This is a genomic window from Leifsonia sp. 10N434 (assembly GCF_056394405.1).
This window is the reverse complement of record NZ_JBFTHV010000001.1, coordinates 533,009-559,319: the sequence shown is the minus strand read 5'-3', so window position 1 is coordinate 559,319 and position 26,311 is coordinate 533,009. Positions and strand designations below refer to the sequence as shown.

The window sequence follows — 26,311 nt, the reverse complement described above, 5'->3', positions numbered from 1 at the left end:
CGAATACCCCGCCTCGAGGAGAGTCTCTGGCGAAACGCGCCGGACCTACCGCAAGGGGCAGCCGGCTGGGCTCTTCGTAACAATCGTGAAGCTACCACCGGATGCGCTGCGCTCGCAGGAACGCGCACTCCGACTGAGCGGTTGGCCCGCGCTCGGACGCGGCTAGGGTTGCGAGATGGAAATCGAACTGCGAGAGCTGGTCCTGCCGCGCGACCGCGACCGCGTCATCGAGCTCCTCAGTGGCAGCGCGTGGCCGTTCCACTCGGCAGCGACCCTCAGCGCTGCGGCCGCAGCCGGACGACTGGATGCCGGTCTTTACAGTCCGCCCGGAGCGGCGGCATGGTGGATCGTCGTGCCACATGACGGGCATGCCGGCATCGTCTCGGTCGACGAGCTCGATGACGGAGCGCCGATGCTCGACCTTCGCCTGGCGACCATCCATCGCGGACGCGGCATCGGCCGTCGTGCTCTCGGTCTCGCCACCAGCCGCGTGTTCGAGTCGGACCCCGCCATCCGCCGGATCGAGGGAACGACGCGCGCGGACAATCTCGGCATGCAACGTGTGTTCACCGCCTGCGGGTACGTGCAGGAGGCGCGTTATCGCGAAGCCTGGCCGGTCGCGGGCGGTGACTTCACCGATTCGCTCGGCTACGCCATCCTGCGCCGCGAGTGGGAGGCCGCTCGAGGCTCAGGGTCGTCGGCTCCGTGAGGTCGGGCCGGTCACTGCAGGCAGAACTCGTTGCCCTCCGGGTCCCGCATCATGATCGCGAACTCCTCGAACGGTCCCCACGAACCGTCGAGCGTCTTCTCGACGGATGCTCCCAGCGCGACGAGGCGGTCGCGCTCGGCCTCTAATTCCTCGCGGGAGGCGCGGCGGTCCTCGAACGGAGTGATGTCGATGTGCATGCGGTTCCGCTGCCGGCGCTTGTGGTGGTAGCGGGTGAAGTAGAAGCGCTGGTGGGCGGGGTTCTGGTCCCACGCCTCTGCGCGCTCGGCGAGCTGGTCGTCGTCCATCCCCGCCTCTTTCAGCGCGGCGACTTCGTCCGGTTCCCAGGAGGTCCACTCGGGATAGCCCATGGCGGCGCACCAGAATCGGGCGAGGGCCGCCGGGTCTTCGGCATGGAAGGTGACGTTGGCGATGCGCGCGGTCATAGGGAAGAGGCTATCGTCGGCCGGCTTCGTTGAGGGGCGGCAAACGCGGGCTTCATCGGCGTGTTTACCTGCGTTTGCCACCCCTCAACGGAGGCTTTGCCGCCCTCAACGAAATGGGGCAGCGCTCGGATGATCCATAGGTCGGCGGCGATACCATCGAACCGTATGCGTCGCCGCAGGCGGCAGAACTGGAGTCGCGCGATGAGCAACACGAACGGACAGGTCCCGGCCGGCTGGTACGCCGACCCCAACGGAGGCCCGCAACTGCGCTGGTGGGATGGCGCCCAGTGGACGGAGCACTACGCGCCCGACCCGAAGGCGGCGCAGCCCGCGCAGCCGACGCAGCCGGTGGCCCCGACGCAGCCCGTATACACGCAGCCGGCGGCTGCGCAGCAGCCGGCCTATGCCGCGCCGTCCACTTATGCGACCCCGTATCCGCGCGCGGTCGTCCCCGAGCGCGCCAAGCTCGCGCCGGGCGCCGCCATCTACAACGCGTACATCTGGCTCGTTGTCGCTCTGCCGTTCGTGCTCGTGCTGGTGCTCCCGTTCTGGAACCCGCTCTCGGGCATCGCGCTGACCCGCACCGCCGACGGCAGCGTTCGCGCCTACACCGACCCGAGCTTCCTGCTCAACCCGGCCTACTTCATCCTGATCTTCGGCGGCTTCATCCTCGACGCGCTCGTCGTGGTGTTCGCCTGGCTCGACTACCGGGACCTGCAGCGCAAGGGCGTCGAGCGCCCGTTCCACTGGGCCTGGGCGTTCTTCGTCTTCGTGAACCCCGGCTTCCTCGTCTATGTGATCGGCCGCTCGATCGTCGTCCGCAAGGTCGCCCCCGGTCGTGGACTCGCACCGATCTGGGTCGCCATCGGGCTGTACGTCGTGTCGATCATCATCGCCATCATCTGGGTGGCGACTCTGTTCTCGTCGCTGATGGGCCTGATGCACACCTACGGTGGCTACGGGGTCTAACCTGCGAACCGGCTGTCCGAACCGCCGCGCGATGTCCGTTATGATGGCTGTCGTGCGTCTGCGGTCCGGACGCTCAGGAGACGTCGCATAGTTCGGCCTAGTGCACCACCCTGCTAAGGTGGAGTGCCCGTCAAGGGCACCGTGGGTTCAAATCCCACCGTCTCCGCACTTCATGAAACCCCCTCCGGCGAGGGGGTTTCGTCGTTCCTGGGAACGAACAGATCGCGCCTAGCCCTCGGCGACATCGAATCGCAATCTTCGTGACAGCTGATTACGCATCACTACCGACTGTGACTGTGAGGGGTGCTGCCGCGAGAAACAGCCTCTAGCTTCGGCGTTGCATCGAACCCCCACCACGCAGCCCGAAGGAAACGATCATGAAGAGACTTATCCGCAGCACGGCCGCAGCTTCTGTCGCGACTCTCGCGATCGTCGGCCTCGCCGCTTGCGCCAGCGGCGCCGGCGCATCGTCTGACAACTCGTCCGGTACGAGCCCGGTCTATTTCGGCGTCTCCGCCGCGACGACGGGACAATACGCGCAGTACGGCGAGCAGTTCAAAGAGGCCTTCGACCTGGCAGTCGAGGAGGTCAACGCCGACGGCGGCATCGACGGCCACCCGGTCGCGCTCAAGTACGAGGACTCGCAGTCCGACCCGAAGCAGTCCGTGGCCGTGGCGCAGAAGTTCGTCGGCGACGACAGCATCAGCCTCGTTTTCGGTGACTACTCCTCGGCCGCATCCATCCCTGCGTCGCCGATCTACACCGCGGGCAAGCTGCTGCAGTACGGCTTCAACAACTCCAACCCCGACTTCACGGCCAAGGGCACGCAGTACCAGTGGTCGACATCCATCACGACGAGCGCCACCTACACGTGGACGGCCGACTACATCAAGAAGCAGGGGATCGACTCGGTCGGTGTCAGCTACCTGAACACTGCCGACTGGGGCATCCCCGCATACAACGCATTCAAGGCGGAGGCGAAGAAGGTCGGTCTGAAGATCACCGACGCAGAAGGCGTGCTCGACACCTCCGACGACTACCGCCCGTCGCTGACGAAGGCCGTGGCCGACAAGCCTGAGGCGTTCGTCCACATCGGCTACGGCCCGGACGCGGCGAAGATCGTGACGCAGCTGCGCGCGATCGGCTACGACGGGGCGTTCTACGGGGGCCAGGACGAGGAGTCGTTCGACGGAACCAAGGACGCCGAGGGTGCCATCAACGGCGCGGAGTTCCTCGCCTCCAATCCGGCGAAGGAGGTCCAGGACTTCGTGAAGGCGTTCAAGAAGAAGTACCCGCAGGAGACCGAGGTCACCGGCTTCGAGGCGGGCGCCTACGACGCCCTCCACGTGGCTGTCGAGGCGGCGAAGATCGGCGGCACCAGCCGGGAGGGCATCCTCGCGGGCTTCAAGAAGGTCAAGGATGTCCCGAGCGTCGTCTACGGGAAGATCACTTTCGACCAGTCGACCCGTCGCGTCGCGTCACCGCAGCTGACCCCGAGCATCCTGAAGGACGGAAGCTGGGTCGCGCACAACGGTTGACCCGTTGACGCCACCGAACACACCATGCTCGACACTCTGATCGCCGGCCTGCTCCGAGGGAACGTCTACGCCCTCGGAGCGGTCGGCATCTCACTCGTCTTCGGCGTCATGAACGTCGTCAACTTCGCCCAGTTCTCGTTCTTCGGGCTCGGCGCAATGCTGTCCTGGTTCTTCATCGTGAAGCTCGGGCTCCCCTTCTGGCTCGCGCTGATAGCCGTGCTTGTCGTCTGCGGCGCGATCGGCCTGCTCATCAACGTGACCGTCGTGCGTCCGCTCGCGAAGTACCTGCCGCTGGCGGCCATGCTCTCGACCTACGCCATCTCGCTGATCCTGGACAACGCCTCCCAGATGGCGTTCAGCGCGCAGTTCCGCGTGTTCCCGGATGTGCTGCCCACCTCGAACCTGCAGATCGGCAATATGCGGTTCGGTACCTCCGACGTCGTCATGCTGGGGACGACCGCGGTCATCATGGGCGTAATGACCCTGTTCCTCAAGTACGGGAAGGTCGGCCGCGCCATCCGGGCCACCGCGCAGGACCAGGAGGCGGCCTTGCAGATGGGAATCCCCGTCGGCCAGGTGCAGCACGTGTCGTTCGTGATCGCGTCAGCGCTCGGCGGTCTCGCCGGCGTCTTCATCGCCCTCTACGTCGGAATCGCGAACCCGAACTCGGGGCTCGACGTCGGACTCACCGCCTTCGTCGCGGCCACCCTCGGTGGGCTCGGATCGCTCGTCGGGGCGGTGATCGGCGGCTTCGTGCTTGGCGTCCTGGAGGCGTTCGGCATCCACTTCTTCGGCGACACCGCGCGCCAGATCATCGTGTTCGTCATCCTGATCGTGGTGCTCATCGTGCGCCCGGGCGGTCTGCTCGGCAAGGTGCCGCTGGTCTCGAGCGAGCCGTTGACGGGCACCTTCCTCGGCAAGGGGCGGCCGATCCGCATCCCGCGGTGGGTGTGGCTCGTGGCGTTCCTCGCCGGCGGCGTCGTCATCCCGCTGGTCGCGAACGACTTAATGCTGACCACCGGCACCCAGGTCCTGGTCTATGCGATCATCGCCGCCGGGTTCACCGTGACGGCCGGGCAGGCGGGCGTGCTCGCGCTCGGGCAGGCGGGCCCGATCGCCATCGGCGCGTACACCTCGGCGCTGCTCTCGCTGTATCTGCACTTCCCGTTCTGGGTGGCGCTGCCCGTCGCCGGAATCGTCGCCGCCGTCGTCGCATCGATCCTCGCCTCGCCGATCTGGGGGGTGAAGGGCCACTACATCTCGATCGCGACACTCGGCCTCGGTATCGCCATCGTCGCGGTGATCCAGCTGGTGCTGCCGCAGGGCCTCTACAACATCCCCGTGCCCGAATGGTTCGGGACGCCGCTGAACACCCCGCAGGCGTACTACCTGATCGACTTCGGCGTGCTCGTGCTGACACTGCTGGTGATGTGGCGGATCCGTGGGTCCCACCTCGGCAAGGTGATCTCGTCCGTCGGCTCCGACGAGGTCGCAGCGCTTGCGTCCGGAGTCCGCGGCCGCAACTACAAGGCGCTCTCGTTCGCCGTCTCGGGCTTCTTCGCCGGCGTGGGCGGCTCCCTGCTCGCACACCAGTACACCTACATCGACCCGACGATCTTCACCATGCTGATGTCACTCCTGGTGGTGACCATCGTGATCCTCGGCGGGATCAACCTGCCGTATGGGGCGGTGATCGGCGCGATCGTACTGATCGGGGCGATGGAGCTGCTGCGGTTTACACCCGAGCTGCGCATCATCGTCTACGGGCTGGTCCTCATCCTCGCGGTGCGGTTCCGGCCGGGAGGGATCCTGGTGAAGAACGCATGAGCGAACCACTGCTGGACGTGCGCGACCTCGAACGGCACTTCGACGGCGTCAAGGCCGTCGACGGCATCTCCTTCTCCGTCGCACACGGAGAGGTCGTCTCCATCATCGGACCCAACGGTTCCGGCAAGACAACGACGCTCAATCTCGTGACCGGCACCTTCCGGCCGAACAGCGGGACGATCGCTCTGGAGGGTGAGCGGATCGAGCGCGCGGACAGCGCGCGGATCGCCGAGCACGGCATCGCCCGCACCTTCCAGAACGGACGCGTCTTCGCGACCCTGTCCGTGGCGGACAACATCGAGGTGGGACTCCACTCGACACTGACGGCGAACCGCCCGTTCCGCCGCTTGTCGAATGTGTTCCTGCTGCGCTGGATCCCCTTGCTCGCCGAGCTGTACATCGCGATCGTCGGCACGCCCGCCTCCCGCCGGGAGCAGGCGGAGATCGCGGCGGTCGTCGAGTCCGAGATCGACCGGTTCGAGGCGCGGCTCGGGCCACGGCGCGACGACCCGGCGTACTCGCTCAGCTACGCCAACCGGCGGCGCACCGAGATCGCCCGAGCCCTGGCTCTCGCACCCAAGCTGCTCGTGCTCGACGAGCCGACGGCCGGGATGAACCAGTCGGAGACAGCGGAGGTGCTCGAGCAGTTGCTGGAGCTCAAGGCGGCCGGCCAGACCATCCTGCTGGTGGAGCACAAGCTCGACCTCGTCATGGCCGTCTCCGACCGCGTGATCGTGATGGACGGCGGCCGCATCATCGCCGAGGGGCGCCCCGACGAGGTCCGGACGAACGCCGCCGTCGTCGAGGCGTACCTCGGCCGCCGCCGCGGACTGGGAGGGGTGGACCTCAAATGACCGAGCTGCTCGCGCTGGACGACGTGAACGTGTACTACGGCCCCTTCCACGCGCTGCGGGGTAACTCGCTGACCGTGGGGGAGGGGGAGATCGTCTCGCTCCTCGGCGGCAATGCCAGCGGCAAGTCGACGACGATGAAGACCATCCTCGGCCTGGTCCGGCCGAAGACCGGTACCGTCCGGTTCGCCGGCGAGGATGTCACCCATGCGCCCACGCGCCGCCGGGTCGCCGCCGGCATCGCCTCGGTACCGGAGGCCCGGCGCGTCTTCCCCGAGATGACCGTCGACGAGAACCTGATCGCCGGCGCGTACACGCGGCGCGACAAGGCAGGCGTCGCCGAGGACCTCGACCGGATGCGCACCCACTTCCCCCGTCTCGCCGAGCGTCGCCGCCAGCATGCCGGGACGCTGTCGGGCGGGGAGCAGCAGATGCTCGCATTCGCCCGCGCGCTGATGAGCCGACCGCGCCTGGTGTGCATGGACGAGCCGACGATGGGGCTGTCGCCGAAGCTCGTCGACCAGGTGCTGGACGAGATCGTCCGTATCAACCAGGAGTTGGGCGTGGCAGTGCTGTTCGTCGAGCAGCAGGCGGAGCTGGCGCTCTCCATCGCCTCCCGCGGCTACGTGCTCGCGACGGGTGCGATCGTGCTCGAGGGCACCGCGCAGGAGTTGCTCGACGACCCTCAGATCCAAGAGGCGTATCTCGGAAAGGCGGGACAGTGACCGACACAGTGCAGCGACCCCAGCGGCTCGGGTTCTTCACCCGGCTCCTGGACGACGGGAGCGCCCTCGACCGCTACCGCAACGCGCTCGACCAGTTCGTGCGCGCCGAGGAGGCCGGGCTCGACAGCGTCTGGGTCGCCCAGCACCACTTCCACGAGGACGAGGGCGGTCTCCCATCACCGTTCGTGCTGCTCGCGCAGGCGGCGGCGCGCACCTCCCGCATCCACCTCGGCACCGGTATCGTGACGCTGCCCCTGGAGGAGCCGCTGCGCGTAGCGGAGGACGCAGCCGTGCTGCAGCTGCTCTCGAACGGCCGGGTCGAGCTCGGCATCGGCTCGGGAGGAACCCCGTCGTCGTTCCCGCCGTTCGGGCACGAGTCGGGCGACCGCGCGGCGATCTACGACCGTCATCGCGAGACGCTGGTGGCCGCCCTGCGCGGTGACGAGCTGACGTCGGATGGCGGCACGCTGTACCCCGCCGCACCCGGTCTGCTCGGGGCGGTGTGGGAAGCGACCTTCTCCGCGGCGGGGGCCGAACGCATCGGACGCCGAGGCAACGGCCTGATGCTCTCCCGCACCCAGCCGCGGAAGAACTGGACCGACCCGACCTCGCCCGAGCTGCAAGAGGCCGTCGTCGACGCCTACCTGGCGGCGCTTCCCGACGGCGTCGAGCCGCGCATCCTGGCGTCTCGCTCGGCGCTCGTCGTCGATACCGAGGCGGAGGCGGACCGGTGGATTCGACGCGGCATCGACCGCGGGCGCAGCTTCATCGACGCTCAGGGGCTGGAGGTTCCGCGCGGAGCCTCCGACGCCGAGCTGTTGGCCTGGCTCGACATCCACATCGGGACGCCGGAGCAGGTGCTGGCGACGCTACGGAACGACGGAATCCTGGCGCGGGCGACCAACGTCGCCTTCCAGCCGCACCCCATCGACCCGCCGCACGACGCGGTGCTGCGCTCCATCGAGCTCATTGCCGCCGAGGTCGGTCCCGAGCTCCTCGACTGGACGCCGGCCGTGACCGCGGCCGCGCACCACTGACAGTCGAAACCACTGACACCCGAGAATCACCGAAAGGACCGCCCATGCCCACCGACGTCATCGATCAGCTCGTCGGCATCGCCCCCGGCGACGCCCTCGATGCCCTCCGCGACCAGCGGCCGAACGCGCGCGCCAACGCGCAGGCCAGCTACGACGCCCTCTTCGACTCCGACGAGCGCGAGGACGTCAGTCAGCGCGAGCGGCTCGCCGTCGCCTACTGGACGGTCGCCCTCTCGCAGTCGCCGACCGCCTCCCACTACCGCGACCTGCTCGCGGCGGAGGACGCCCGCCTCCTCGCCGCCCTCGAGGCCGCGCTGCCCGGGGCGCTCACCGAGGGACCGTACGGCGACTACCCCGCCGGACCGTTGACCGTCGAGAACGTCGCCGGTCTCGTGTGGGCGCCCGACGCAGCACTGACCGGGGCGGCGGGTGAGCGCCTCGTCGCCGCACTCGCCCACACGCACCTGCTCGTCTACCGGCCGCGGGATTCGTCGGCCGACGCCCTGCAAGTGCTGCTCGACGCCGGCTGGTCCACGACCGGCATCGTCACTCTGTCCCAGCTCGTCGCGTTCCTCAGTTTCCAGCTTCGCGTGGTCGCGGGGCTCACCGTCCTGAAAGGAGAGCTCGCATGAGCGGCACCGTCATCCGGCACGAAATCGAGGCGCCCAACGCCTTCACCCAGGCCGAGCTCGGCTGGGAGGCGTGGCTGGAGCCGCTGCCCCTCGACGAGCTGACCGAGCGCCACTACGAGGGGCTCGTCGACAAGGGGCGGGCGAACAGCCCGTACTTCCGTCTGCTCGTGCGCGACCCCGACATCCTGGGTGCTCGCACCCGCACGGACAACGACATCTTCTACAACGAGAAGGGCGGCCTGACCCGCGCGCTGCGCGAGCTCTCCGCCGCCAGCGCCTCCCGCACCAACGGCTGCATCTTCTGCGCGTCGGTCCATTCCCGCTTCGCGACGCACAAGTCCAAGCGACCGGACGACGTGCAGCGCCTGCTCGACGAGGGACCGGCCGGGCAGCAGGACGATCCGCAGTGGCGCGCCGTCATCGACGCGTCGGTCGCCCTCACCGTGATCCCCAACGCGTTCGACGCGGACAACGTGCGTCAGCTTCGGGAGGCAGGTCTCGACGATCTGGCGATCATCGATGCGATCAACGGCGCGGCGTTCTTCAACTGGGCGAACCGGCTGATGCTGTCGCTCGGGGAACCGACTCCCGCCACGGCCGGCTGAGTGTCGGAACGAATGGTCAACGCGGCTCAATCGGCTGCCGCGCTCCAGGTCAGGACGTCTCGCCCGCCACCACACGCACCAGACGGCTCGCATCGAGGACGGCATCACCCGGGGCATCCTCGTCGCCCCGACTGTGATTGCGCACCAGCTCGCGGCTGAGGGAGTCCATCAACGCGGGCTGATCGACCGCCACGGTCGTCAAGCGGGGGGAAATAAGTTGCCCGATGTCGGTTCGGTCAACTCCGATCAGCGAGATCCGGTTCGGCACGTCGAGACGAAGTCGGCGCGCTGCGGCGATGACGGCGATTGCGACGTCGTCGTTGTAGCAGCAGATGCCGAGTGGTGGGCCATCGGACAGCTGCAACAGCGGCAGGAGGGCTTCGACCGCTCCGCTCTCAGACAGCGGTACCCGTATGGTGATCGGCTCGACCAAGCCGTGCGCGGCTGTCGAGCGGCGAATGCCTTCCAAGCGCGGTGGGCCGAACGGGTCGAGGCGGCCATCGTCGAGTGACGCGTATACGATTTGTCGCTCACCGCCTCGGAGAAGCTCGTCGACCTGGAGACGACCGATCAGGATGTCGACAGGGTCGACGTCACCCGTCGGTGTGTCGAGGCGTCGTCGCGGCACCACGCGAGTGCCGGCCGCCTCGATCCGTTCCCGTTGCGCATTGGTGAACACGCCCATGTCCACGACGGCAGCCGGGCGCAGGTCGAGAACCGAGATCAGCGTGGACTCGTCGTCTGGGCGGCCGAAGCGGACTACAACGCTCATGCCAGACGCCGCAGTTGCGTTGGTGATGCGATCGACCGAGTCCTGAAGATGTGGGCCGAACGTGGCGTTGGGCACCACGACGACCACGATGTCGCTGAGCCCTGTGACGAGCGCTCGGCCGGCTCGTGATGGCCGGTAGTTCAGAGCTTCGGCTGCCGAGCGGACGCGTTCGCGGGTCGCGAGCGGAAAGCGTTCGTCGTCTCCGTTGAGGATCTGGCTCACCGTGGAGCGCGAGACGCCCGCTTCCCGCGCCACGTCGGCGCTTGTCGGACGCCTCGTCGTCTGCAGCCCTACGGTCATTGAGCCAGTCTGTCACATACGTGTTGACACGTGACACTTGACGTGTCTATCTTAGTGTCGCGTGTCAGTAACACGTGTCACCTAATCTCGCATCACTAGATCGCCGCACCTGTAATCGACGAAGGAGTCAACCGATGGCGAAGGATTCAACCCGCACGTCAGCCGAACAGCAACGAGCCGCCGTTGCCCTCAGCACAGAGGATTCGCTGACCGCATCGCTCGCAGCCGGGGCCGTAGGAGAGGCCGTCGGGGACACCCGTGGTGAGCGACTGAAGATCCGTGAGCGCCTCGCCTACGGCGTCGGCGACATCGGAGGCAACCTGATCTTCGCGCCGATCTCCGCATTCCTCCTCTTCTACTTCACCGACACCGTCGGGATCGGCGCCGCGATCGCCGGAACCCTTCTGCTCTTCGGCCGGGTCCTCGACGGCACGATGGATCTTCTGCTCGGCACGCTCATCGACCGCACCTCGACCCGCTGGGGCAAGGCGCGACCCTGGATCCTGTTCAGCGCCCCCGTGGTCGTCATTTCCTTCATCCTGCTGTTCAATATCCCGGCGGGGATGCCGACCGGGGCGAAGGAGGTCTACGCCTTCGTCATGTACTTCCTGTGCCTTGGGGTCGGCTTCGTCGGATCGAACCTCGCCTATCACACACTGCTCTCCGTGATCACGAGCAACTCGAAGATGCGCGTCTCTCTGACGGTCATCCGCACCTTCTTCGCGCTCGTGACCACCCTCGTGGTGAACTTCATCACCATCCCGATCGTCACCGCCAATGGCGGTGGCCAGGGCGGCTGGACATTCATCTCGATCGTCTATGGCGTGATCTCCGCCGTCACCTTCCTCATCGTCTTCTTCGGCACCAAGGAACGCGTCAAGGGCACCATCAAGAAGGGTGACGGTGAGAAGCTGCCCCTGGGCGCCACGCTGCGCATCCTGTTCCGCAACCCGTACTTCTTCCTCGCGTTCGGATTCTTCCTGCTCAACTACCTCCTCACCGGAGCGGCAGGCGTCGGAATCTACTATGCGAAGGATGTGCTCGGCGACCCCAACATCTACAGCTTCCTCGGCCTCATCCAGATCCTCCCGCTCATCATCGGGCTGTGGTTCATGCCGGCCGTCATCGGACGATTCGGCAAGCGCAGGCTCATCCTCATCGGCGTCGTCGTCACTGTCGTCGGTGCTCTGATCTCGCTGATCGATCCGACCAACCTCACCTTGCTCATCAGCGGAGGCCTCGTGCGCGCCGTCGGAGGCATCCCAATCGCTGCTGGACTGTTCGCCCTGGTCGCTGACGTCGTCGACTACGGCGAGTGGAAGAGCGGCGTGCGCCTCGACGGAATGACCTACGCTGCCGCGACCGCCGGCCAGAACTTCGGAGCCGGTCTCGGTGTCGCACTCGTCGGCTGGCTGCTCGCCGCCGGTAACTACGACGGGCAGGCAGCAACCCAGCCAGCGTCGGCCGTGAGCATGGAGATCTTCCTCTACCTCTGGCTGCCCCTGATCGTTGCCGCGCTGATGGGTGTCATCATCTGGTTCCTCAACATCGACAAGAATCTGCCGCAGATCCAGCGGGACCTCGCCGCGCGACGTGCGGAGCGACACGACGCCGAAGCACAGGCTTGACTGAGCCATCCGATGACGGAACAGAGCGAACTCGGCTGGGCGGTCGTGGGCACCGGCCAGGTGTCCCGACTCATCGCATCTGATCTTGCCCTCATCCCGGGAGCGCGACGCTTCGCGGTGTGCTCCCGGGATGCGGCGAGGGCAGCCGAACTCAGCGACGAATTCGGCTTCGAACGCGCCTACGACGACTTCAGCGCCATGCTCGATGAGCCCGAAGTCGACATGGTGTACATCGCGACGCCCCACTCGACGCACGCGACGCTCGCAATCACGGCTCTGCAGAGGGGCAAGCATGTACTGATCGAGAAACCCATCGCCGCAAATGCAGTTGAGGCGGAGCAGATCGTCGCGGCTGCCTACGACAGCGGACGATTTGCGATGGAGGCGATGTGGATGCGTTTCCATCCCGCCTATCGTGCGATGCTCGACGCAATCGCTGCCGGCAGCATCGGCGAGGTGCGGAGCGTGCGCGCGTCGTTCGGTCTGCCGTTCGACAAGCCGGACTCGGAACGATGGAGCGCGGAGCGGTCGAGCAGCGCTTTGCTCGACCAAGGCATCTACCCGGTCACACTGGCTGTCGATGTGCTCGGCAGGCCCGGCGCCATCACAGCTACGGGGCGAATAAGACCGGACGGCGTCGACCTGGCTGAGCACATCACCCTGGAGTACGACAACCACCGGTTCGCCCAGCTCGGTGCGTCAATGGTGGAGTACTTGGAGCCGAACGCGTCCATCAATGGCACTGACGGTTGGATTACCGTGCCCGCGCCATTCTGGGCTGCCGCAAGCTTCGAGACGCGCAGCGGTTCGATCCCCGACGCGCTCAGCAGTCCCGAGGTCACCTCCTTCGAGAAGCGCGGCTTCGGGTACGTGCCCATGCTCACCGCCGTCGGGGAGGCCATCGAGACCGGACTCACCCAACACCCCACCCACCCACTTGCCGACAGTCTCGAGACCCTCGGGATTCTCGACCTGATCCGGCACGCGATGACTGGCTAGGTCCAACAGGAGGAAATTCAATGAAGCGTTCACCGTTCAACGACGGATGGCAGTTCCGTGAAAAGGTCAACCCGTTTGCCGAGCTCGGCGGCGAAGTTGCCCCTTACACGGACATCGTCGTTCCGCACGACGCTCAGATCGCCCGAGAGCGAGACCCGAACGGCGACGGCGCTGTCGCGTACTTTCCGGATGGCGCGTACCAGTACCGCAAATTGTTCAACGTCCCCGCCGAGCTCGCAGGCAGCCGGATCGTGCTCGAGTTCGAAGGCGTCTACCGCGACGCCATGGTGTACATCAACGGCGCGTTCGCGGGCCAGCGCCCGTACGGATACTCCGGATTCACCATCGACGCCGACCAGTTCCTTTTGCCTGGAGAGGAAAACCTCCTCGAGGTCGAGGCCCGTAGCGGCAAGGACTCGCGCTGGTACACCGGCGCCGGCATCTACCGAGATGTGTGGCTGCTCACCGGATCCGACGTGCACATCCCAACGAACGGGCTGCGCGTCTCGACTCCGGACATCGACGCCGAGGGCGCGATCGTCGAGGTGGAGATCGTTGTCGAGAACACCCGGAACCGTCCCGTCACGGTAGACCTCGAGGCTCTCCTCGCCAACCCGGCCGGCGCCGAGATCGCCAATGGAACAGCACGAGTGACGATTGCTGCGCACACCACCAGCGTCAGCCGGCAGCGACTCTACGTCGCCGACCCAGCCCTCTGGTCAGCCGAGTCCCCGGCGCTGTATACGGCGGACGTCAACGTTCGTTTCGAAGACGATCCCATCGACCACTCCGCCACCAAGTTCGGTATCCGACGCCTTCAGGTCGACCCCGTGCACGGCCTGAGGATCAATGGCGAGACAGTGAAACTACGTGGCGCGTGCATCCACCACGACAACGGCATCCTCGGCGCGGCCACCTTCGCAGCCGCGGAGGAACGCCGTGTTCGCCTTCTCAAGGAGGCAGGCTTCAACGCGATCCGCTCAGCCCACAACCCACTCAGCGCATCGATGATCGAAGCATGCGACCGACTCGGGATGTATGTAATGGACGAGACGTTCGACATGTGGACCTCGGGCAAGATGCCCAACGACTACTCGCTCCATTTCGCCGAGTGGTGGGAGCGCGACGTCGAAGCCATGATCGCCAAAGACTTCAACCACCCATCAGTGATCATGTACTCGATCGGGAACGAAATCCCCGAAACCGGCTCTCCTGAAGGTGGCCTCACGGGGCGAGCCTTGGCCGAGAAAGTGCGTGAACTCGATCCGACACGATTCGTGACCAATGCGGTCAACGGAATGCTCGCCGTGATGGACGACATCAAAAAGCTCGCCGCCGAGCGAGGCGCTGGAGCCGACGAGGGCGCCGGAATCAACACACTGATGTCCGGTCCGGGCGAATTCATGAACATGATCGGCGCCTCGCCGATGGTGACGGAGAAGACGGCCGAATCCTTCGGTGTGCTCGACATCGCCGGGATGAACTACCTCGACGCCCGCTACGAAATCGACAAGGAACTCTTCCCGAACCGTGTCATCGTAGGCACCGAGACCTTCCCCACCCACATCGACGTCAACTGGCAGCTCGTACGAGAGAACAGCCACATAATCGGCGATTTCACCTGGACCGGCTTCGACTACCTCGGCGAGGTCGGCATCGGCCGACCACAGTATCTGCTGGAAGGGGAAGCGCCCACCCACGGCGGCCCCTTCCCATGGATCGCGGCCTGGTGCGGCGACATTGACCTGATCGGAAATCGACGACCGGCTTCGTACTATCGCGAGATCGTATTCGGCCTGCGCACCGCACCGTACATCGCCATTCAGCGACCCCGCCCCGACGGTACGTCCTTCTACGCGGGACCGTGGACATGGAGCGACAGCATCGGCTCGTGGACCTGGTCCGGAAATGAAGGGCGAACGCTCACCGCCGAGGTATACAGCGACGCCGACGAGGTCGAACTTTCGCTCAATTCAACGTCTCTCGGCGTCGCTGCGGCGGGCCCCCGGAACCGCTTCAGGGCTGAGTTCCAGGTTCCGTACGAGGCTGGCGAGCTGATCGCGACCGCAATTCGTGGCGGAGAAAGGGCGGAGGTCTACAGCCTCCGGACCGCGACAGGGGTGCCGGTACTGAAAATCGAGGTTGATCCCGGCGTCCCGGATGACAGGCTCGTCTTCATCGACATCTCACTCGCCGACTCGGAAGGTCGTGTTTTCACCGACCGCGACAAAGCACTGACCGTGCAGGTCTCGGGCGACGGTGAACTCCTCGCTTTCGGTGGCGCCGACCCGGCGCCCAGCTCGAACTATGCCGGTGCCGCGCATGCGACGTTCGACGGTCGAGCACTTGCTGTCGTGCGCCGCACGGGCAGCGGTCCGGTGGACTTCCTCGTGTCAGCCGATGGCGTCGCGCCTGTGGAGACAACGGTTGCGGGTCTCCACTACGTGGAAGCTCTCTAATGCCACCAAGCGGTCTTTGGATGCCGCCTTAAAGAGCACGCACGGAGTCATTCGGCCTTCGACCGATCGTCGCACGCTTCACGCGCTACTCGGCGTTCGAGCGAGTCAGAGCCCGAGCGCTCCGGAGGAAGGACGCCGCCAGGATGTCGGCGTCGTCGAGGTAGCCGGCGACCATCGCACCGTCGCGGATGAGCATGAGGTCATGCGCGACAGCCGGCGGGTCGGGCAGTCCGAGCGGGGTCACGACCGCCTCGAACGTCGCCAGGCACCAGGCGCGATGCTGGTCGACCGCCTGGCGCACTGAGCTGGCGGGATCCGGATACTCGGCTGCCGCGTTGATGAACGGGCACCCTCTGAACCCTTGCTCGCAGGCCATCGTTCCCAGCGCGCCTGCGATCGCCTGGAACACGCCGTCCGGGTCGTCGCTCGCCGCGATCGCCGCGGTGATGCCGTCGCGTTCCTGCTTGGCACGGAGCTCGAGGTGGGCGACGACGAGATCGTCTTTGCTCTTGAAATGCCGGTAGAAAGTGACCTTCGTCGTGCCGGCGCGCTCGATGACGCTGTCGACGCTCACAGCGCGCAGTCCTTTGGCGTAGAAGAGTTCGGTCGCGGACTCGATCAGACGCTCGCGCATCGACGGCTTCACAGTGTCGATCATAGGTGTTTCCTCCTTCGCTGCTTGCGTTCCTGGTCCATCGGTGCCTATGGTTACTCCTTGTAGAGTGACTAGTCATTCTACATCGAATAACAGCCAAAAGGACGGACCCTCGTGACCACGATCACCACAAGCGGGAACACGGCGACGATCGCCGGTGCTCTCAGACGCCTCTACTTCATCCGCTTCGGATTCGCCGTCGTGTGGGCCGCAGTCGTCGCGGTCACGGCCTCCGCGGTCAGCCCGCTCGTCGCTGTCCTGCTGGTTCTCTATCCGGTCTTCGATCTTGCGGCGGCCGTCGTGGATCACCGTGCCACGCGCTCCACGCGACCGGCTGCCCTGCTCTACGTGAACATGGCGCTCAGCCTGCTCGCGGCGGTCGCACTCGGCTTCGCCGCGACATCCGGCACATCGGCCGTGTTGGTCGTGTGGGGTCTCTGGGCACTCACGGCCGGCGCTGTTCAGTTGATCGTCGGGCTCACCCGCCGCGGTCTCGGCGGGCAGTGGCCGATGATCATCAGCGGCGGAATCTCTGTTCTCGCAGGCTTCGCGTTCATCCTGATGTCCAGCGGTTCGTCACCGTCACTTGTCGGGCTCGCCGGCTACGCGACCCTCGGTGGGATCTTCTTCCTCGTCTCCGCCATCCGCCTGGGCCGCACCGCGAAAGCAGGCACCCGATGACCGGGCTCGCCTCCAACAACTCCTAGAGACTCCATCAACTCCTAGAGAAAGAAGAAACCATGCCCACCAAGATCACCCTCATCATCGACAACCCGGCCGATCCCGCCGCGTTCGAGGCCGACTATCCCGGCCTGTCCGCCCTGGCGGAACGGCTTCCAGGGCTCCGTCGCCTGGAGGCGGCCAAGGTCTGGCCGAAGGAGGACGGCACCCCGACGCCGGCGCACCGGACGCTCGACCTGTACTTCGACAGCTACGAGGATGCGTCCGCGGCCGTCGCCACTCCGGCTGCCGGCGAGTTCTTCCAGCGGCTCATCGGCACCGGATCCTCGTTCACCGGTCTGTTCTCCGACATCGAACGGGCGTGACCGCCTCCGGATGATGCGCCACAGAGGGGGTAGGGGCGGAACCTCGCGACGAGTGAGCAATTCTCACGCAAGTCTTGTCGCCCGCCCGCAGTCCGAATAGAGTGCCTTCGCCGGTTCATCGACGAACGGAGGACTCATGCCCGCGACAGCCCTGCCCCCGAGCGGCGATGCGCCGAAGCGCCCGAGCGGTGACGTCAAGACCTGCGATGCCCGTGGGATGGCCGAGATCCATCGGCTGTTCCGCGCGGGCTTCGCCGAGGCACCGAGGCTGGTCTCGGGCGTCGCCGACGGCGATCGAGCGCACGCGGATGTCGTGGGCGACCACCTCGCGATGCTCTCCGTCTCCCTCCACGCCCATCACGAGGGCGAAGACACCCACCTGTGGGGAACGCTCGAGGAGCGCGCGCCGACGTGCACCGTGCACGTCGAGCGGATGAAGCAGCACCACGCCGAGCTGCTCGTGCACCTGAACGAGATGGATGTGGCGCTACCCGCCTGGCGGGCGAGCGGGCGGCAAGCGGATGCGCGAGCAATCCAGACCGCTCTCGACGGGATCAACGCGGCCCTCGCCGTTCACCTGCCCGACGAGGAGGCGAACATCGTTCCCGTCATGGAGACCACGCTGACTCCGAAGGAGATCGACTGGTTCGCCGAGCACGGGCGCAAGGCGACGCCCAAGGGCAAGACCTGGGAGACGCTCGGCGCGATTCTCGCGGCTCAGCCCGACGGGGGAGCGGAGTGGCAACGCGAGAATCTGCCGGCGCCCGTCCGGTTCCTGTGGCGCACGATCGGCAAGGGCCGCTACGAGAAGAACCGGCGGGAGCTGACCAAGGGCGTCGCGGGCGCGGGTTCCTCCCGGGGGTGACACGCCTCGGCGGCCGCCCTACACGGATGCCGTGAGCCGCTCCACGAGGTGGGCGTCGAGCGGGCGGTCGGTGCCGAGCACCACGCGCACGTGCGCGCCCGTCTGATCGACCGGGCCGAGGCGCTGGCCGCGGAGGTCGCAGATGGTCTGACCGCGGCCGGGGCCGTGCGTCGCATCCACGACCACGTCGACCAGGGGCGCGTTGGTGGCGACCACGCCGCCGACCGCGATCGCCGCTGCGAGGGGGTCGTGCAGCGCGCTGCTCCGGCGGCCGTAGAGCTCGACGTAGAAGTCGAAGTAGAAGTCGAGCATCTCGCCGACAGCGCGGGCGAGCGGGCGGTCGGAGTCGAGAAGCTGCTGGCGGTGGGACTCCTCGAGCGTGTTCTCGACCGTGACGTCGAGTGGGACGAGCACGACGGGCCAGGGGGCGGCGATGAGTTCGGCGGCCGCCTCCGGGTCGTTCCAGATGTTGGCCTCGGCGACCGGGGTCACATTGCCCGAGGCGAACGCGGCCCCTCCCATCGCCGTCACCTCGACCACCCGTGAGGGCAGCGTCGGGTCGAGCCGGAGGGCCAGGGCGATGTTGGTCGTCGGTCCGACGGTGATGATCTCGAGCCGTCCCTCGTATTCGTGCGAGAGACGCACGAGCAGCTGCGCCGCGTCCAGGTCGATCGCCGTGAGCCCGGATTCGGGCAGCTCGACCTCGCCGATTCCGTTGGAGCCGTGCACGTGCGGCGCCCCGCCCTCGAACGCGCGGGTCAGTGCGTCGTGCGCACCGACCGCGACCGGGATGTCGCCCCGTCCGGCGAGCGCGAGGATGCGCAGCGTGTTCTCCGCGGCCTGGGCGGCGCTCACGTTGCCGCTCACCGTGCCGATGCCGACGAGCTCGATCTCGGGAGACGCCAGCAGGTAGGCGAGGGCGAGCGAGTCGTCGATGCCGGTGTCGCAGTCGAAGTAGACCGGGCGGCGAGGGGTGTCGATGGTTGTCATGCGGGTTGCTCCGTGTTTCTGAGTGTCAGGTCGTGGTGCGGGGCATCCAGGTGATCCGGATGCCCGCGGTTCGGTGCGGATCAGATGGTCTGGCCGCGGCGGGGCGCGATGAACATGCTGGCGACGAAGGCGAGCACGGTGATGCCGACGGAGATCCAGAGCGCGGTGCCGTAGCCGGCGATCGTCCCCTGCGCTGCGAACGGAGCAACGATACCGATTCCGAGGCTCGCGCCGATGCCGAACGCGGCGCCGTTGAGGCCGGGGAGCGCTGCGGGCGCGTCCGGCGGGGAGAGCAGCACGCCCAGCCCGTTCGTGGTCGTCAGCACGAGGCCGTTGTAGGTGAGGCCGAGCAGCGCGATCATCGCGAAGACGACGGCCTCGTTGTGCGGCAGGAGGCTGATGACGACGAGCGCCGCGATGCAGAGCACCATGCCGACCCGCAGCATCCGGATCCAGCCCTGCTTTCCGGCCAGCCAGCCGGAGAGCGGCGCCGCGAATACACCGATCAGGGCGGGCGGCGCGAGGAAGAGGAGAGCCGAGGTGGAGGCGTCGAGGCCGAAGCCCACCTTCGTGTCCTGGCTGAGCAGCACGACGGTGAAGTTGATCACGGCGAAGACCCCGGACAGGGTCAGGATCGTGGTGGCGATGACCGGCCACACCTGGCGCGAGCGCAGGTGCTCGACGGCGATCAGCGGGGTGACGCGCTTCTTCTCGACGAACCAGAAGGCGACGAGAGAGACGATCGTGCCCGCGAGGTAGAGCAGGGTGATCGGTGCGGTCCAGCCGGCAGACGAACCCTGCGAGACGAAGAACGTGACGCAGATGAGCGCGATCGAGAGCACGGCGGCTCCCCACCAGTCCATGCGGCCGGTGGAGACCGGCTTGGACGTCTTGGGGACCACGAGCAGCACGCAGGCGAGGGCGACCAGGCCGACTAGGAAGATCACCACGAAGATCGAGCGGAAGCCGAAGGTGTCCGCCAGCAGGCCGCCGAAGTAGCCGTCGACGCCGCCGACGCCGCCGTTGACCGCGGTGATGATGCCGAGCGTCGTGCCGAAGACCTTGGCGCTCATCCGCTCGCTCAAGATCACGTACGAGAGCTGGAACGCCGCGCTCGACGCGCCCTGCAGCGCGCGGCCGATGAGCAGCACGGTGAGGTTCGGCGCGAACATGCACAGCAGTGTGCCGGCGGCCAGCATCAGGAGCACGATGACCAGGGCCTGCTTGCGGCCGATGAAGTCGCTCCAGCGCGAGAGCACGACGCCGCCGATCGCACCGGCGAGGAAGAACAGCGACGACACCTGTGACACAGCACCGACGTCTTCGTGCAGGTCGCGGGCGATGTCCGGCAGCGCCGGGGTGATCATGCTGGCGTTCAGCTGGAACGACAGCACGCCGAGGATCAGCGTGGCGACGAGTGCGACGGCCTTCCCTCCGTGGAGCGGCGGCGCCGATGGATGCGCAGCTGCCGTCGCAGTGCTGTCGAGCGTGGGGGAACTCACGGGGGCGACTCCTTTGTCTGACTGTTTCGTTGCAGGACCGCGGTGGATGCGGTGGGTACGATGTTATACCTCTTCGGTACGACATGCGCACACACCACCTTTTTGTGGTTGAATTGCGTGAGCTTACGAGCGAAGGAGCCACCGCGATGACCATGACCGTCGACCAGTTCTTGGAACGCGACCTCACCACCACGGTCGGTCAGCCGTTGCGCGTGGCGGTGTACTCGCGCATCGCCGAGGGCATCCGCGGGCACGTGTTCCCGCTCGGCTCCGCTCTGCCTCGCGAAACCGAGCTCGGCGCATCCCTCGGTGTCAGCCGCACAGTCGTGCGCGAAGCGCTCATGCTCCTCGAAGAGGACGGTCTCATCGTCACCCGCCGCGGGATCGGCCGATTCGTCGCCACGAGCATCCCGCGCGTCGGACTCGAAGAACTGCGCCCGTTCGAGCAGGCCCTTTCCGACGGCGACCGCGCAGTCTCCGTGCGGCCGGTGGAGTTCACCATGCAGCCGACGACTGACTTCGTCTCGAACAAGCTGGCTCTTGACCTCGCCGCGAACACCTGGTTCCGCGAGAGCGTGATCGAGCAGGATGGCGAGCCCATCGCGATCGTGCAGGAGCACTTTCCCGCCGGGCGCTACCTGAGCGACGTCAGCCCGGCCATCGCGGAGAACCTCCAGGCCGCGGCCGAGGCGCCGGCCACCCTGCTCGCGGAGCTCATCGAACGCATCGGGCCCGTGTTCGGTTCGGGGGTGTGCCAGATCGCCGTCAACGTCGCAGGTTCGTCCCGCGCGAAGCTCCTCGACCTCGGAGCGAACGACCCCGTGCTCATCCTCACGCAGACCGCCGAGCTCGACGGCACGCCCATCTACCTCGCGAAATGCATCGTGTCGTCACGGGTCGGGCACCTCTCAGTGGTGCAGGCCTCCCAGGCATGACCGCCCGCGTCCACCGGAACCCAGAGAGACCCAGCGTGCAGAAGCTCACCGTCGTCGGCAGCATCAATGTCGACCTCACCGCCATCACCGACCGGCTTCCCGAACCGGGCGAGACGATCGGCGGTGGCCGGCTGCGCCGCGACGCCGGGGGCAAGGGCGCCAATCAGGCCGCGGCCGCCGCGCGTCTGGGCGCCGAGGTGCGGATGGTCGGTGCGGTGGGCGACGACGCCGACGGCGGGTGGATGCGCTCGGCGCTCGTCGAGGCGGGCGTCGACACCACACACATCGCCACGGTGAGCGAGGCGACGGGAACGGCGCTCATCGTGGTCGACCGCGAGGGCGAGAACCAGATCGCGGTCTGCGAAGGGTCTAACGCGCTCGTCGACATCGATGGCGTCGAGTTCTCCGACGACGAGACCGTGCTGGCCCAGCTCGAGATCTCGATGGAGCTGGTGTCGCAGCTCGCCGACCGGGTCCCCGGCTATCTCGCGCTGAACGCGGCGCCCGCCCAGCAGCTGCCCAGGGCGGTGCTCGACCGCGTCGACCTCTTCATCGTGAATGAGACCGAGTACGCGCTGATGCCCGAGCTGCAGGATGCGCCGCTCGTCGCTGTCACCTACGGTTCGAAGGGCGCGGCCCTGCTGGAGCGGGGTGAGGTCATCGCGTCCGTGCCCGCCGTGGCGACGACGCCGGTGAACACCGTCGGCGCCGGAGACGCGTTCTGCGCCGCTCTGACCATCGTCCTGCGCGACGGGCTGTCCCCTGAAGCTGCCCTGAGCACGGCGTGCGCCGTCGGCGCGGCCGCCGTTGCCGACCCGTCGTCGCAGCCCGCATTGCGTCCGCTGGCCGCCTACCTTCCCTGACGGGCACCCCTCCGGCGAGACGGATGTCGGCGGATCGCGCTACGGTGTTGTCTGTTCGGGGGAATGAGACTATGGCGTCGCGGCCGTATGCCGATGGCGACTGTGGTTTATTGGAATGTTCGTCCGCCCCGCGCACGCACCTCCCTACACTGCGACCACAGGAAATCTCGTGACTCTCCTCCGAATGACAGCACACTACGCCCGTCCCTATTGGCGATCGGTCGTGGCGGTCGTGATCCTGCAGCTGATCGCGACGCTCGCCGCGCTGTACCTGCCCACCCTCAACAAAGACATCATCGACAAGGGCATCTCCCTCGGCGACACCGACTACATCTGGTCGACCGGCGGGATGATGCTGATGGTCTGCTTCGTGCAGGTCATCGCGGCGATCACCGCCACCTACTTCGGCGCCCGCGCGTCCATGTCGGTGGGGCGCGACATCCGCCGCTCGTTCTACCGCAAGGTCGACGAGCTGCCGTCCCTCGACCTCGCCCGGTGGGGGATGCCGACGCTGATCACGCGCAACAGCAACGACGTGCAGCAGGTGCAGATGCTCGTGCTGCTCACGCTCAACTTCATGGTGTCGACGCCCATCATGTGCATCGCCGGCATCATCCTCGCCGTGCAGGTGGATGCCGCGCTGTCCTGGCTCATCTGGGTCTCGGTCGCGGTGCTCTTCGTCGTCGTCGGCGTGATGGTCTGGCGACTTCTGCCGTTGTTCCGCGAGATGCAGGACCGCATCGACGGCGTCAACGGGGTCATCCGTGAGCAGATCGTCGGAATCCGCGTGATCCGCGCGTTCGTGCGCGAGCGGTTCGAGAGCGAGCGGTACGACGACGCCAACCTGGCGCTGACGCGGGTGTCGGTGCGGGTGGGCAACATCTTCGTGCTGATGTTCCCGGTGATCATGCTGATCCTGAACGTAGCGACGGTCGCCGTGCTGTGGTTCGGCGGCCACAGTGTGAACTCCGGAGAGATCCAGATCGGCGCGCTGACCGCGTTCCTCCAGTACCTCCTTCAGATCCTCACCGCGGTCATGATGGGCGTCTTCATGGCCATGATGATCCCGCGCGCGATGGTCTGCGCCGAGCGCATCGACGAGGTGCTCAGCGCGACCCCGTCGCAGCAGGGCGCCGCCGTCTCCGGTGCCGAGCCGGCCGACGGCACGGTTCAGATCGACGGTGTGACCTTCGGGTACCCCGGGGCCGAGAAGCCGGTGCTCAGCGACGTGACGTTCACCGCCGAGCCGGGCAAGATCACGGCGATTGTGGGCTCCACCGGAGCGGGAAAGACCACCCTGGTCTCCGTGATCGCCAACCTGTTCACTCCGCAGTCCGGTCACGTGCGCATCGGTGGCGTTGCGGTCGACTCCCTCACCCGCCGGCAGCTCTCGGGTGTGCTGGGGCTGGTGCCGCAGCGGCCGTACCTCTTCTCGGGGACGATCGCGAGCAACCTCCGGTTCGGAAACCCGGATGCCACGGACGACGAGCTCTGGGAGGCGCTGCGGATCGCTCAGGCCGAGCCGTTCGTGCGCGCCAAGGAGCACGGGCTCGAGGAGCGGATCGCCCAGGGCGGCACGAACGTCTCGGGAGGTCAGCGACAGCGGCTCTGCATCGCGCGGGCGCTCGTCGCGCGGCCGAAGGTGTTCCTGTTCGACGATTCGTTCTCAGCGCTCGACGTCGCTACGGATGCCCGGCTGCGCGAGGCGCTCGCCCGCTCCACCGGAGACGCGACCGTGATCGTCGTGGCCCAGCGGGTGTCCACCATCCGCGAGGCCGACGCCATCATCGTCCTCGACGACGGACGCGTCGTCGCCTACGGAACGCATGACGAACTGCTGGAGACGAGTGAGACGTATCGCGAGATCGTCGAGTCGCAGCTGAGCCTGGAGGTGGCCTGAGATGGCCCGCACGCAGAAGACGAAGACGCCGAAGAAGGCGAAGACCGACGTCGACCTCGCCGCGAAGGAATCCGCCGTCGAGGCGGTGCTCGAAGGCATCGACGACGAGTTCGTGCCCACGGAGGCGGACGGCGACCTGTTCGGCGGCACGCCGGCCAAGAAGGCGGAGCACTTCTGGCCGTCGTTCAAGCGGCTGCTCTCACTGCTGAAGCCGGAATGGCTCGGGATGACCTGGGTCACCCTGCTCGTCGTGGTCTCGGTCGCCCTGATCGTCATCGCGCCGAAGATCCTCGGCGCCGCCACGGACGTGATCTTCCGCGGCTCCATCGGGCTGAGCCTGCCTGCCAACCTGACGCTCGATCAGGCGGTCGCGGCAGCGCGCGCCGCCGGCCAGAACCAGTTCGCCGACGTGCTGGCGGGCTCCGGAGCGACTCCGGGGCAGGGGATCGACTTCGTCGAACTCGGGCGCCTGCTCATGATCGTGATCGCGATGTATCTGGTCGCATCGCTGCTGCAGTGGTGGCAGGGCTACATCCTGAACGGCCTGGTGATGCGGGTGGTCTACGGGCTGCGTGCCGACATCGAGAAGAAGCTCAACCGGCTGCCGCTCCGCTACTTCGACACCCGGCAGCGCGGCGACCTGATGTCCCGTGTCACCAACGACGTCGACAACATCCAGACGGCGCTGCAGCAAGCGTTCTCGCAGCTGATCCAGTCGGTGCTGATGGTCATCGGCATCGGCATCATGATGTTCATCGTCTCGTGGCAGCTGGCCCTGATCGCGCTCATCTCCATCCCGCTGTCCGGCGTGATCGCCGGTGTGATCGGCTCCCGGTCGCAGAAGCTCTTCAAGCAGCAGTGGAACGCGACCGGGTCGCTGAACGGCCACATCGAGGAGTCCTTCTCCGGCCTCGAGCTGGTGCGGGCGTTCGGCCGCGACGGCGTGATGCTCGAAGAGTTCGACGCTCGCAACCAGAAGCTCTACTCGTCGATGGTCGGCGCCCAGTTCGTCTCCGGCATGATCATGCCGGCGATGAACTTCGTCTCGTACCTCTCGTACGTGCTCATCGCGGTGGTCGGCGGCCTGCGCGTCGTCTCCGGTCAGATGACCATCGGTGACGCGACCGCGTTCATCCAGTACTCGCGCGAGTTCTCGCAGCCGATCGGCCAGATCGCGGGCATGGCGAACATGCTGCAGTCTGGTGTCGCGTCGGCGGAGCGCACGTTCGAGTTCCTCGACGCCGACGACCAGACGCCGGACCACGAGACGCAGCACCTTCCGGAGCGCGCCGACGGCCGGGTGCAGCTCGAGGACGTCACGTTCTCGTACGACCCCGAGACCCCGCTCATCACCGATCTCAGCCTTGCGGTCTCGCCCGGTCAAACGGTCGCGATCGTCGGGCCGACCGGCGCGGGAAAGACGACGCTGGTGAACCTGATCATGCGGTTCTACGAGTTGAACGCTGGCGCCATCCGCCTCGACGGCATCGACACGACCGAGCTCTCCCGCGCCGAACTGCGCGGCCAGGTCGGCATGGTGCTTCAGGACGCCTGGTTGTTCTCAGGCACCATCCGCGAGAACATCCGCTACGGCCGCCTCGACGCGACGGACGACGAAGTGATCGAGGCCGCGAAGGCGACCATGGTCGACCGCTTCGTGCGGCAGCTCCCCGACGGGTACGACACCGTCATCGAGTCCGACGGAGGAAACGTCTCGGCGGGCGAGCGACAGCTCATCACCATCGCGCGCGCCTTCATCGCGAACCCGTCGCTGCTCATCCTCGACGAGGCGACATCGTCGGTGGACACCCGCACCGAGCTGCTCGTGCAACACGCGATGGCGGCCCTGCGCACCGACCGCACGTCGTTCGTCATCGCTCACCGCCTGTCGACGATCCGCGACGCGCACACCATCCTGGTGATGGAGAACGGCGACATCGTCGAGCAGGGCGACCACGCCACCCTGCTGGAGAAGCGCGGCGCCTACTACGAGCTCTACATGACGCAGTTCCGCGGCGCGGCGACCGAGGAGGAGGCGAGCGAAGTCCCGGTCGGCTGACC

General features: G+C 66.9%; 24 protein-coding genes and 1 tRNA gene. 20 read left to right on the top strand and 5 right to left on the bottom strand.

The genetic code is table 11. The annotated features are described in order from the left end of the window. Nucleotides 1–175: 175 nt before the first annotated feature. Entirely contained in the window at nucleotides 176–709 is a 534-nt protein-coding gene (locus AC1DB1_RS02665) for a GNAT family N-acetyltransferase (protein WP_477199690.1), read from the top strand. 11 nt (nucleotides 710–720) lie between these two features. Here AC1DB1_RS02665 and AC1DB1_RS02660 read toward each other — a convergent pair whose 3' ends face one another. Then, nucleotides 721–1,152 carry a VOC family protein gene (locus AC1DB1_RS02660; RefSeq protein ID WP_477199689.1) on the bottom strand — a complete coding sequence of 144 codons (432 nt, stop codon included), beginning with the start codon at nucleotides 1,150–1,152 and terminating at the stop codon, nucleotides 721–723. Between the two features lie 201 nt (nucleotides 1,153–1,353). On the opposite strand from AC1DB1_RS02660, the gene AC1DB1_RS02655 reads away from it, so the two are divergent. The 9 genes from AC1DB1_RS02655 to AC1DB1_RS02615 all read left to right on the top strand — a co-directional run bounded on the left by AC1DB1_RS02655 (nucleotide 1,354) and on the right by AC1DB1_RS02615 (nucleotide 9,336). Further along, nucleotides 1,354–2,121, top strand: a complete 768-nt coding sequence (locus AC1DB1_RS02655) for a DUF2510 domain-containing protein (protein WP_477199688.1) — start codon at nucleotides 1,354–1,356, stop codon at nucleotides 2,119–2,121. A gap of 76 nt (nucleotides 2,122–2,197) precedes the next feature. Continuing rightward, nucleotides 2,198–2,287: transfer RNA gene (locus AC1DB1_RS02650), tRNA-Ser, on the top strand. Between the two features lie 211 nt (nucleotides 2,288–2,498). Then, nucleotides 2,499–3,659, top strand: a complete 1,161-nt coding sequence (locus AC1DB1_RS02645) for an ABC transporter substrate-binding protein (protein ID WP_477199687.1) — start codon at nucleotides 2,499–2,501, stop codon at nucleotides 3,657–3,659. Nucleotides 3,660–3,683: 24 nt separating this feature from the next. Next, entirely contained in the window at nucleotides 3,684–5,486 is a 1,803-nt protein-coding gene (locus tag AC1DB1_RS02640; protein WP_477199686.1) for an ABC transporter permease, read from the top strand. After that, nucleotides 5,483–6,340, top strand: coding sequence for an ABC transporter ATP-binding protein (locus AC1DB1_RS02635; protein WP_271176866.1), 858 nt, complete (start codon nucleotides 5,483–5,485; stop codon nucleotides 6,338–6,340). The genes AC1DB1_RS02640 and AC1DB1_RS02635 overlap by 4 nt, the downstream gene beginning before the upstream one ends. Then, complete coding sequence (locus AC1DB1_RS02630) at nucleotides 6,337–7,062, top strand: ABC transporter ATP-binding protein (protein ID WP_271176867.1); 726 nt, start codon at nucleotides 6,337–6,339, stop codon at nucleotides 7,060–7,062. Before AC1DB1_RS02635 ends, AC1DB1_RS02630 begins: the two co-directional genes overlap by 4 nt. After that, nucleotides 7,059–8,099 carry a putative FMN-dependent luciferase-like monooxygenase gene (locus AC1DB1_RS02625; RefSeq protein ID WP_477199685.1) on the top strand — a complete coding sequence of 347 codons (1,041 nt, stop codon included), beginning with the start codon at nucleotides 7,059–7,061 and terminating at the stop codon, nucleotides 8,097–8,099. Before AC1DB1_RS02630 ends, AC1DB1_RS02625 begins: the two co-directional genes overlap by 4 nt. A 44-nt stretch (nucleotides 8,100–8,143) precedes the next feature. Beyond that, complete coding sequence (locus AC1DB1_RS02620; RefSeq protein WP_477199684.1) at nucleotides 8,144–8,731, top strand: CMD domain protein; 588 nt, start codon at nucleotides 8,144–8,146, stop codon at nucleotides 8,729–8,731. Then, entirely contained in the window at nucleotides 8,728–9,336 is a 609-nt protein-coding gene (locus AC1DB1_RS02615) for an alkylhydroperoxidase domain protein (RefSeq protein ID WP_477199683.1), read from the top strand. Before AC1DB1_RS02620 ends, AC1DB1_RS02615 begins: the two co-directional genes overlap by 4 nt. Before the next feature lie 49 nt (nucleotides 9,337–9,385). Here the strand turns inward: AC1DB1_RS02615 and AC1DB1_RS02610 are convergent, their stop codons facing one another. Continuing rightward, the gene (locus AC1DB1_RS02610; protein WP_477199682.1) at nucleotides 9,386–10,408 is read right to left on the bottom strand and encodes a LacI family DNA-binding transcriptional regulator; all 1,023 of its coding nucleotides are present in this window, start codon (nucleotides 10,406–10,408) and stop codon (nucleotides 9,386–9,388) included. A 134-nt stretch (nucleotides 10,409–10,542) separates the two neighbouring features. Between AC1DB1_RS02610 and AC1DB1_RS02605 the strand changes: the two genes are divergently transcribed. Genes AC1DB1_RS02605 through AC1DB1_RS02595 form a run of 3 tightly spaced genes read left to right on the top strand, consistent with a single transcriptional unit; the run spans nucleotide 10,543 to nucleotide 15,494 of the window. Next, nucleotides 10,543–12,036, top strand: coding sequence for an MFS transporter (locus AC1DB1_RS02605; RefSeq protein WP_477199681.1), 1,494 nt, complete (start codon nucleotides 10,543–10,545; stop codon nucleotides 12,034–12,036). A gap of 12 nt (nucleotides 12,037–12,048) precedes the next feature. Beyond that, a complete protein-coding gene (locus AC1DB1_RS02600) occupies nucleotides 12,049–13,035 on the top strand; it encodes a Gfo/Idh/MocA family protein (RefSeq protein WP_477199680.1) in 987 nt (328 codons plus the stop codon). Nucleotides 13,036–13,055: 20 nt separating this feature from the next. Next, nucleotides 13,056–15,494, top strand: coding sequence for a glycoside hydrolase family 2 TIM barrel-domain containing protein (locus AC1DB1_RS02595; RefSeq protein ID WP_477199679.1), 2,439 nt, complete (start codon nucleotides 13,056–13,058; stop codon nucleotides 15,492–15,494). Between the two features lie 85 nt (nucleotides 15,495–15,579). On the opposite strand, the gene AC1DB1_RS02590 is transcribed toward AC1DB1_RS02595, so the two are convergent. Then, nucleotides 15,580–16,152: a TetR/AcrR family transcriptional regulator gene (locus AC1DB1_RS02590; protein ID WP_477199678.1), complete on the bottom strand. Its 573-nt coding sequence runs from the start codon at nucleotides 16,150–16,152 to the stop codon at nucleotides 15,580–15,582. 111 nt (nucleotides 16,153–16,263) lie between these two features. Between AC1DB1_RS02590 and AC1DB1_RS02585 the strand changes: the two genes are divergently transcribed. From AC1DB1_RS02585 to AC1DB1_RS02575, 3 genes are all read left to right on the top strand, one after another. Beyond that, the gene (locus tag AC1DB1_RS02585) at nucleotides 16,264–16,830 is read left to right on the top strand and encodes a hypothetical protein (protein ID WP_477199677.1); all 567 of its coding nucleotides are present in this window, start codon (nucleotides 16,264–16,266) and stop codon (nucleotides 16,828–16,830) included. A 59-nt stretch (nucleotides 16,831–16,889) separates the two neighbouring features. Further along, nucleotides 16,890–17,195: an EthD family reductase gene (locus tag AC1DB1_RS02580; RefSeq protein WP_271176877.1), complete on the top strand. Its 306-nt coding sequence runs from the start codon at nucleotides 16,890–16,892 to the stop codon at nucleotides 17,193–17,195. A 136-nt stretch (nucleotides 17,196–17,331) separates the two neighbouring features. After that, on the top strand, nucleotides 17,332–18,060 hold the full coding sequence (locus AC1DB1_RS02575) for a hemerythrin domain-containing protein (protein ID WP_477199676.1): 729 nt from the start codon (nucleotides 17,332–17,334) through the stop codon (nucleotides 18,058–18,060). Between the two features lie 18 nt (nucleotides 18,061–18,078). Here AC1DB1_RS02575 and AC1DB1_RS02570 read toward each other — a convergent pair whose 3' ends face one another. Then, nucleotides 18,079–19,050, bottom strand: coding sequence for a nucleoside hydrolase (locus AC1DB1_RS02570; RefSeq protein WP_271176879.1), 972 nt, complete (start codon nucleotides 19,048–19,050; stop codon nucleotides 18,079–18,081). Between the two features lie 80 nt (nucleotides 19,051–19,130). After that, nucleotides 19,131–20,552, bottom strand: a complete 1,422-nt coding sequence (locus tag AC1DB1_RS02565; RefSeq protein WP_477199675.1) for an MFS transporter — start codon at nucleotides 20,550–20,552, stop codon at nucleotides 19,131–19,133. Between the two features lie 146 nt (nucleotides 20,553–20,698). On the opposite strand from AC1DB1_RS02565, the gene AC1DB1_RS02560 reads away from it, so the two are divergent. From AC1DB1_RS02560 to AC1DB1_RS02545, 4 genes are all read left to right on the top strand, one after another. Beyond that, nucleotides 20,699–21,487 (top strand): GntR family transcriptional regulator, encoded by a 789-nt coding sequence (locus tag AC1DB1_RS02560; protein WP_271176881.1) that lies wholly within the window; start codon nucleotides 20,699–20,701, stop codon nucleotides 21,485–21,487. Further along, nucleotides 21,484–22,350 (top strand): PfkB family carbohydrate kinase, encoded by an 867-nt coding sequence (locus AC1DB1_RS02555; RefSeq protein ID WP_477199674.1) that lies wholly within the window; start codon nucleotides 21,484–21,486, stop codon nucleotides 22,348–22,350. The genes AC1DB1_RS02560 and AC1DB1_RS02555 overlap by 4 nt, the downstream gene beginning before the upstream one ends. A 184-nt stretch (nucleotides 22,351–22,534) precedes the next feature. Beyond that, the gene (locus AC1DB1_RS02550) at nucleotides 22,535–24,250 is read left to right on the top strand and encodes an ABC transporter ATP-binding protein (RefSeq protein ID WP_271176883.1); all 1,716 of its coding nucleotides are present in this window, start codon (nucleotides 22,535–22,537) and stop codon (nucleotides 24,248–24,250) included. A gap of 1 nt (nucleotide 24,251) precedes the next feature. Next, entirely contained in the window at nucleotides 24,252–26,309 is a 2,058-nt protein-coding gene (locus AC1DB1_RS02545) for an ABC transporter ATP-binding protein (protein ID WP_477199673.1), read from the top strand. Nucleotides 26,310–26,311 lie beyond the last annotated feature (2 nt).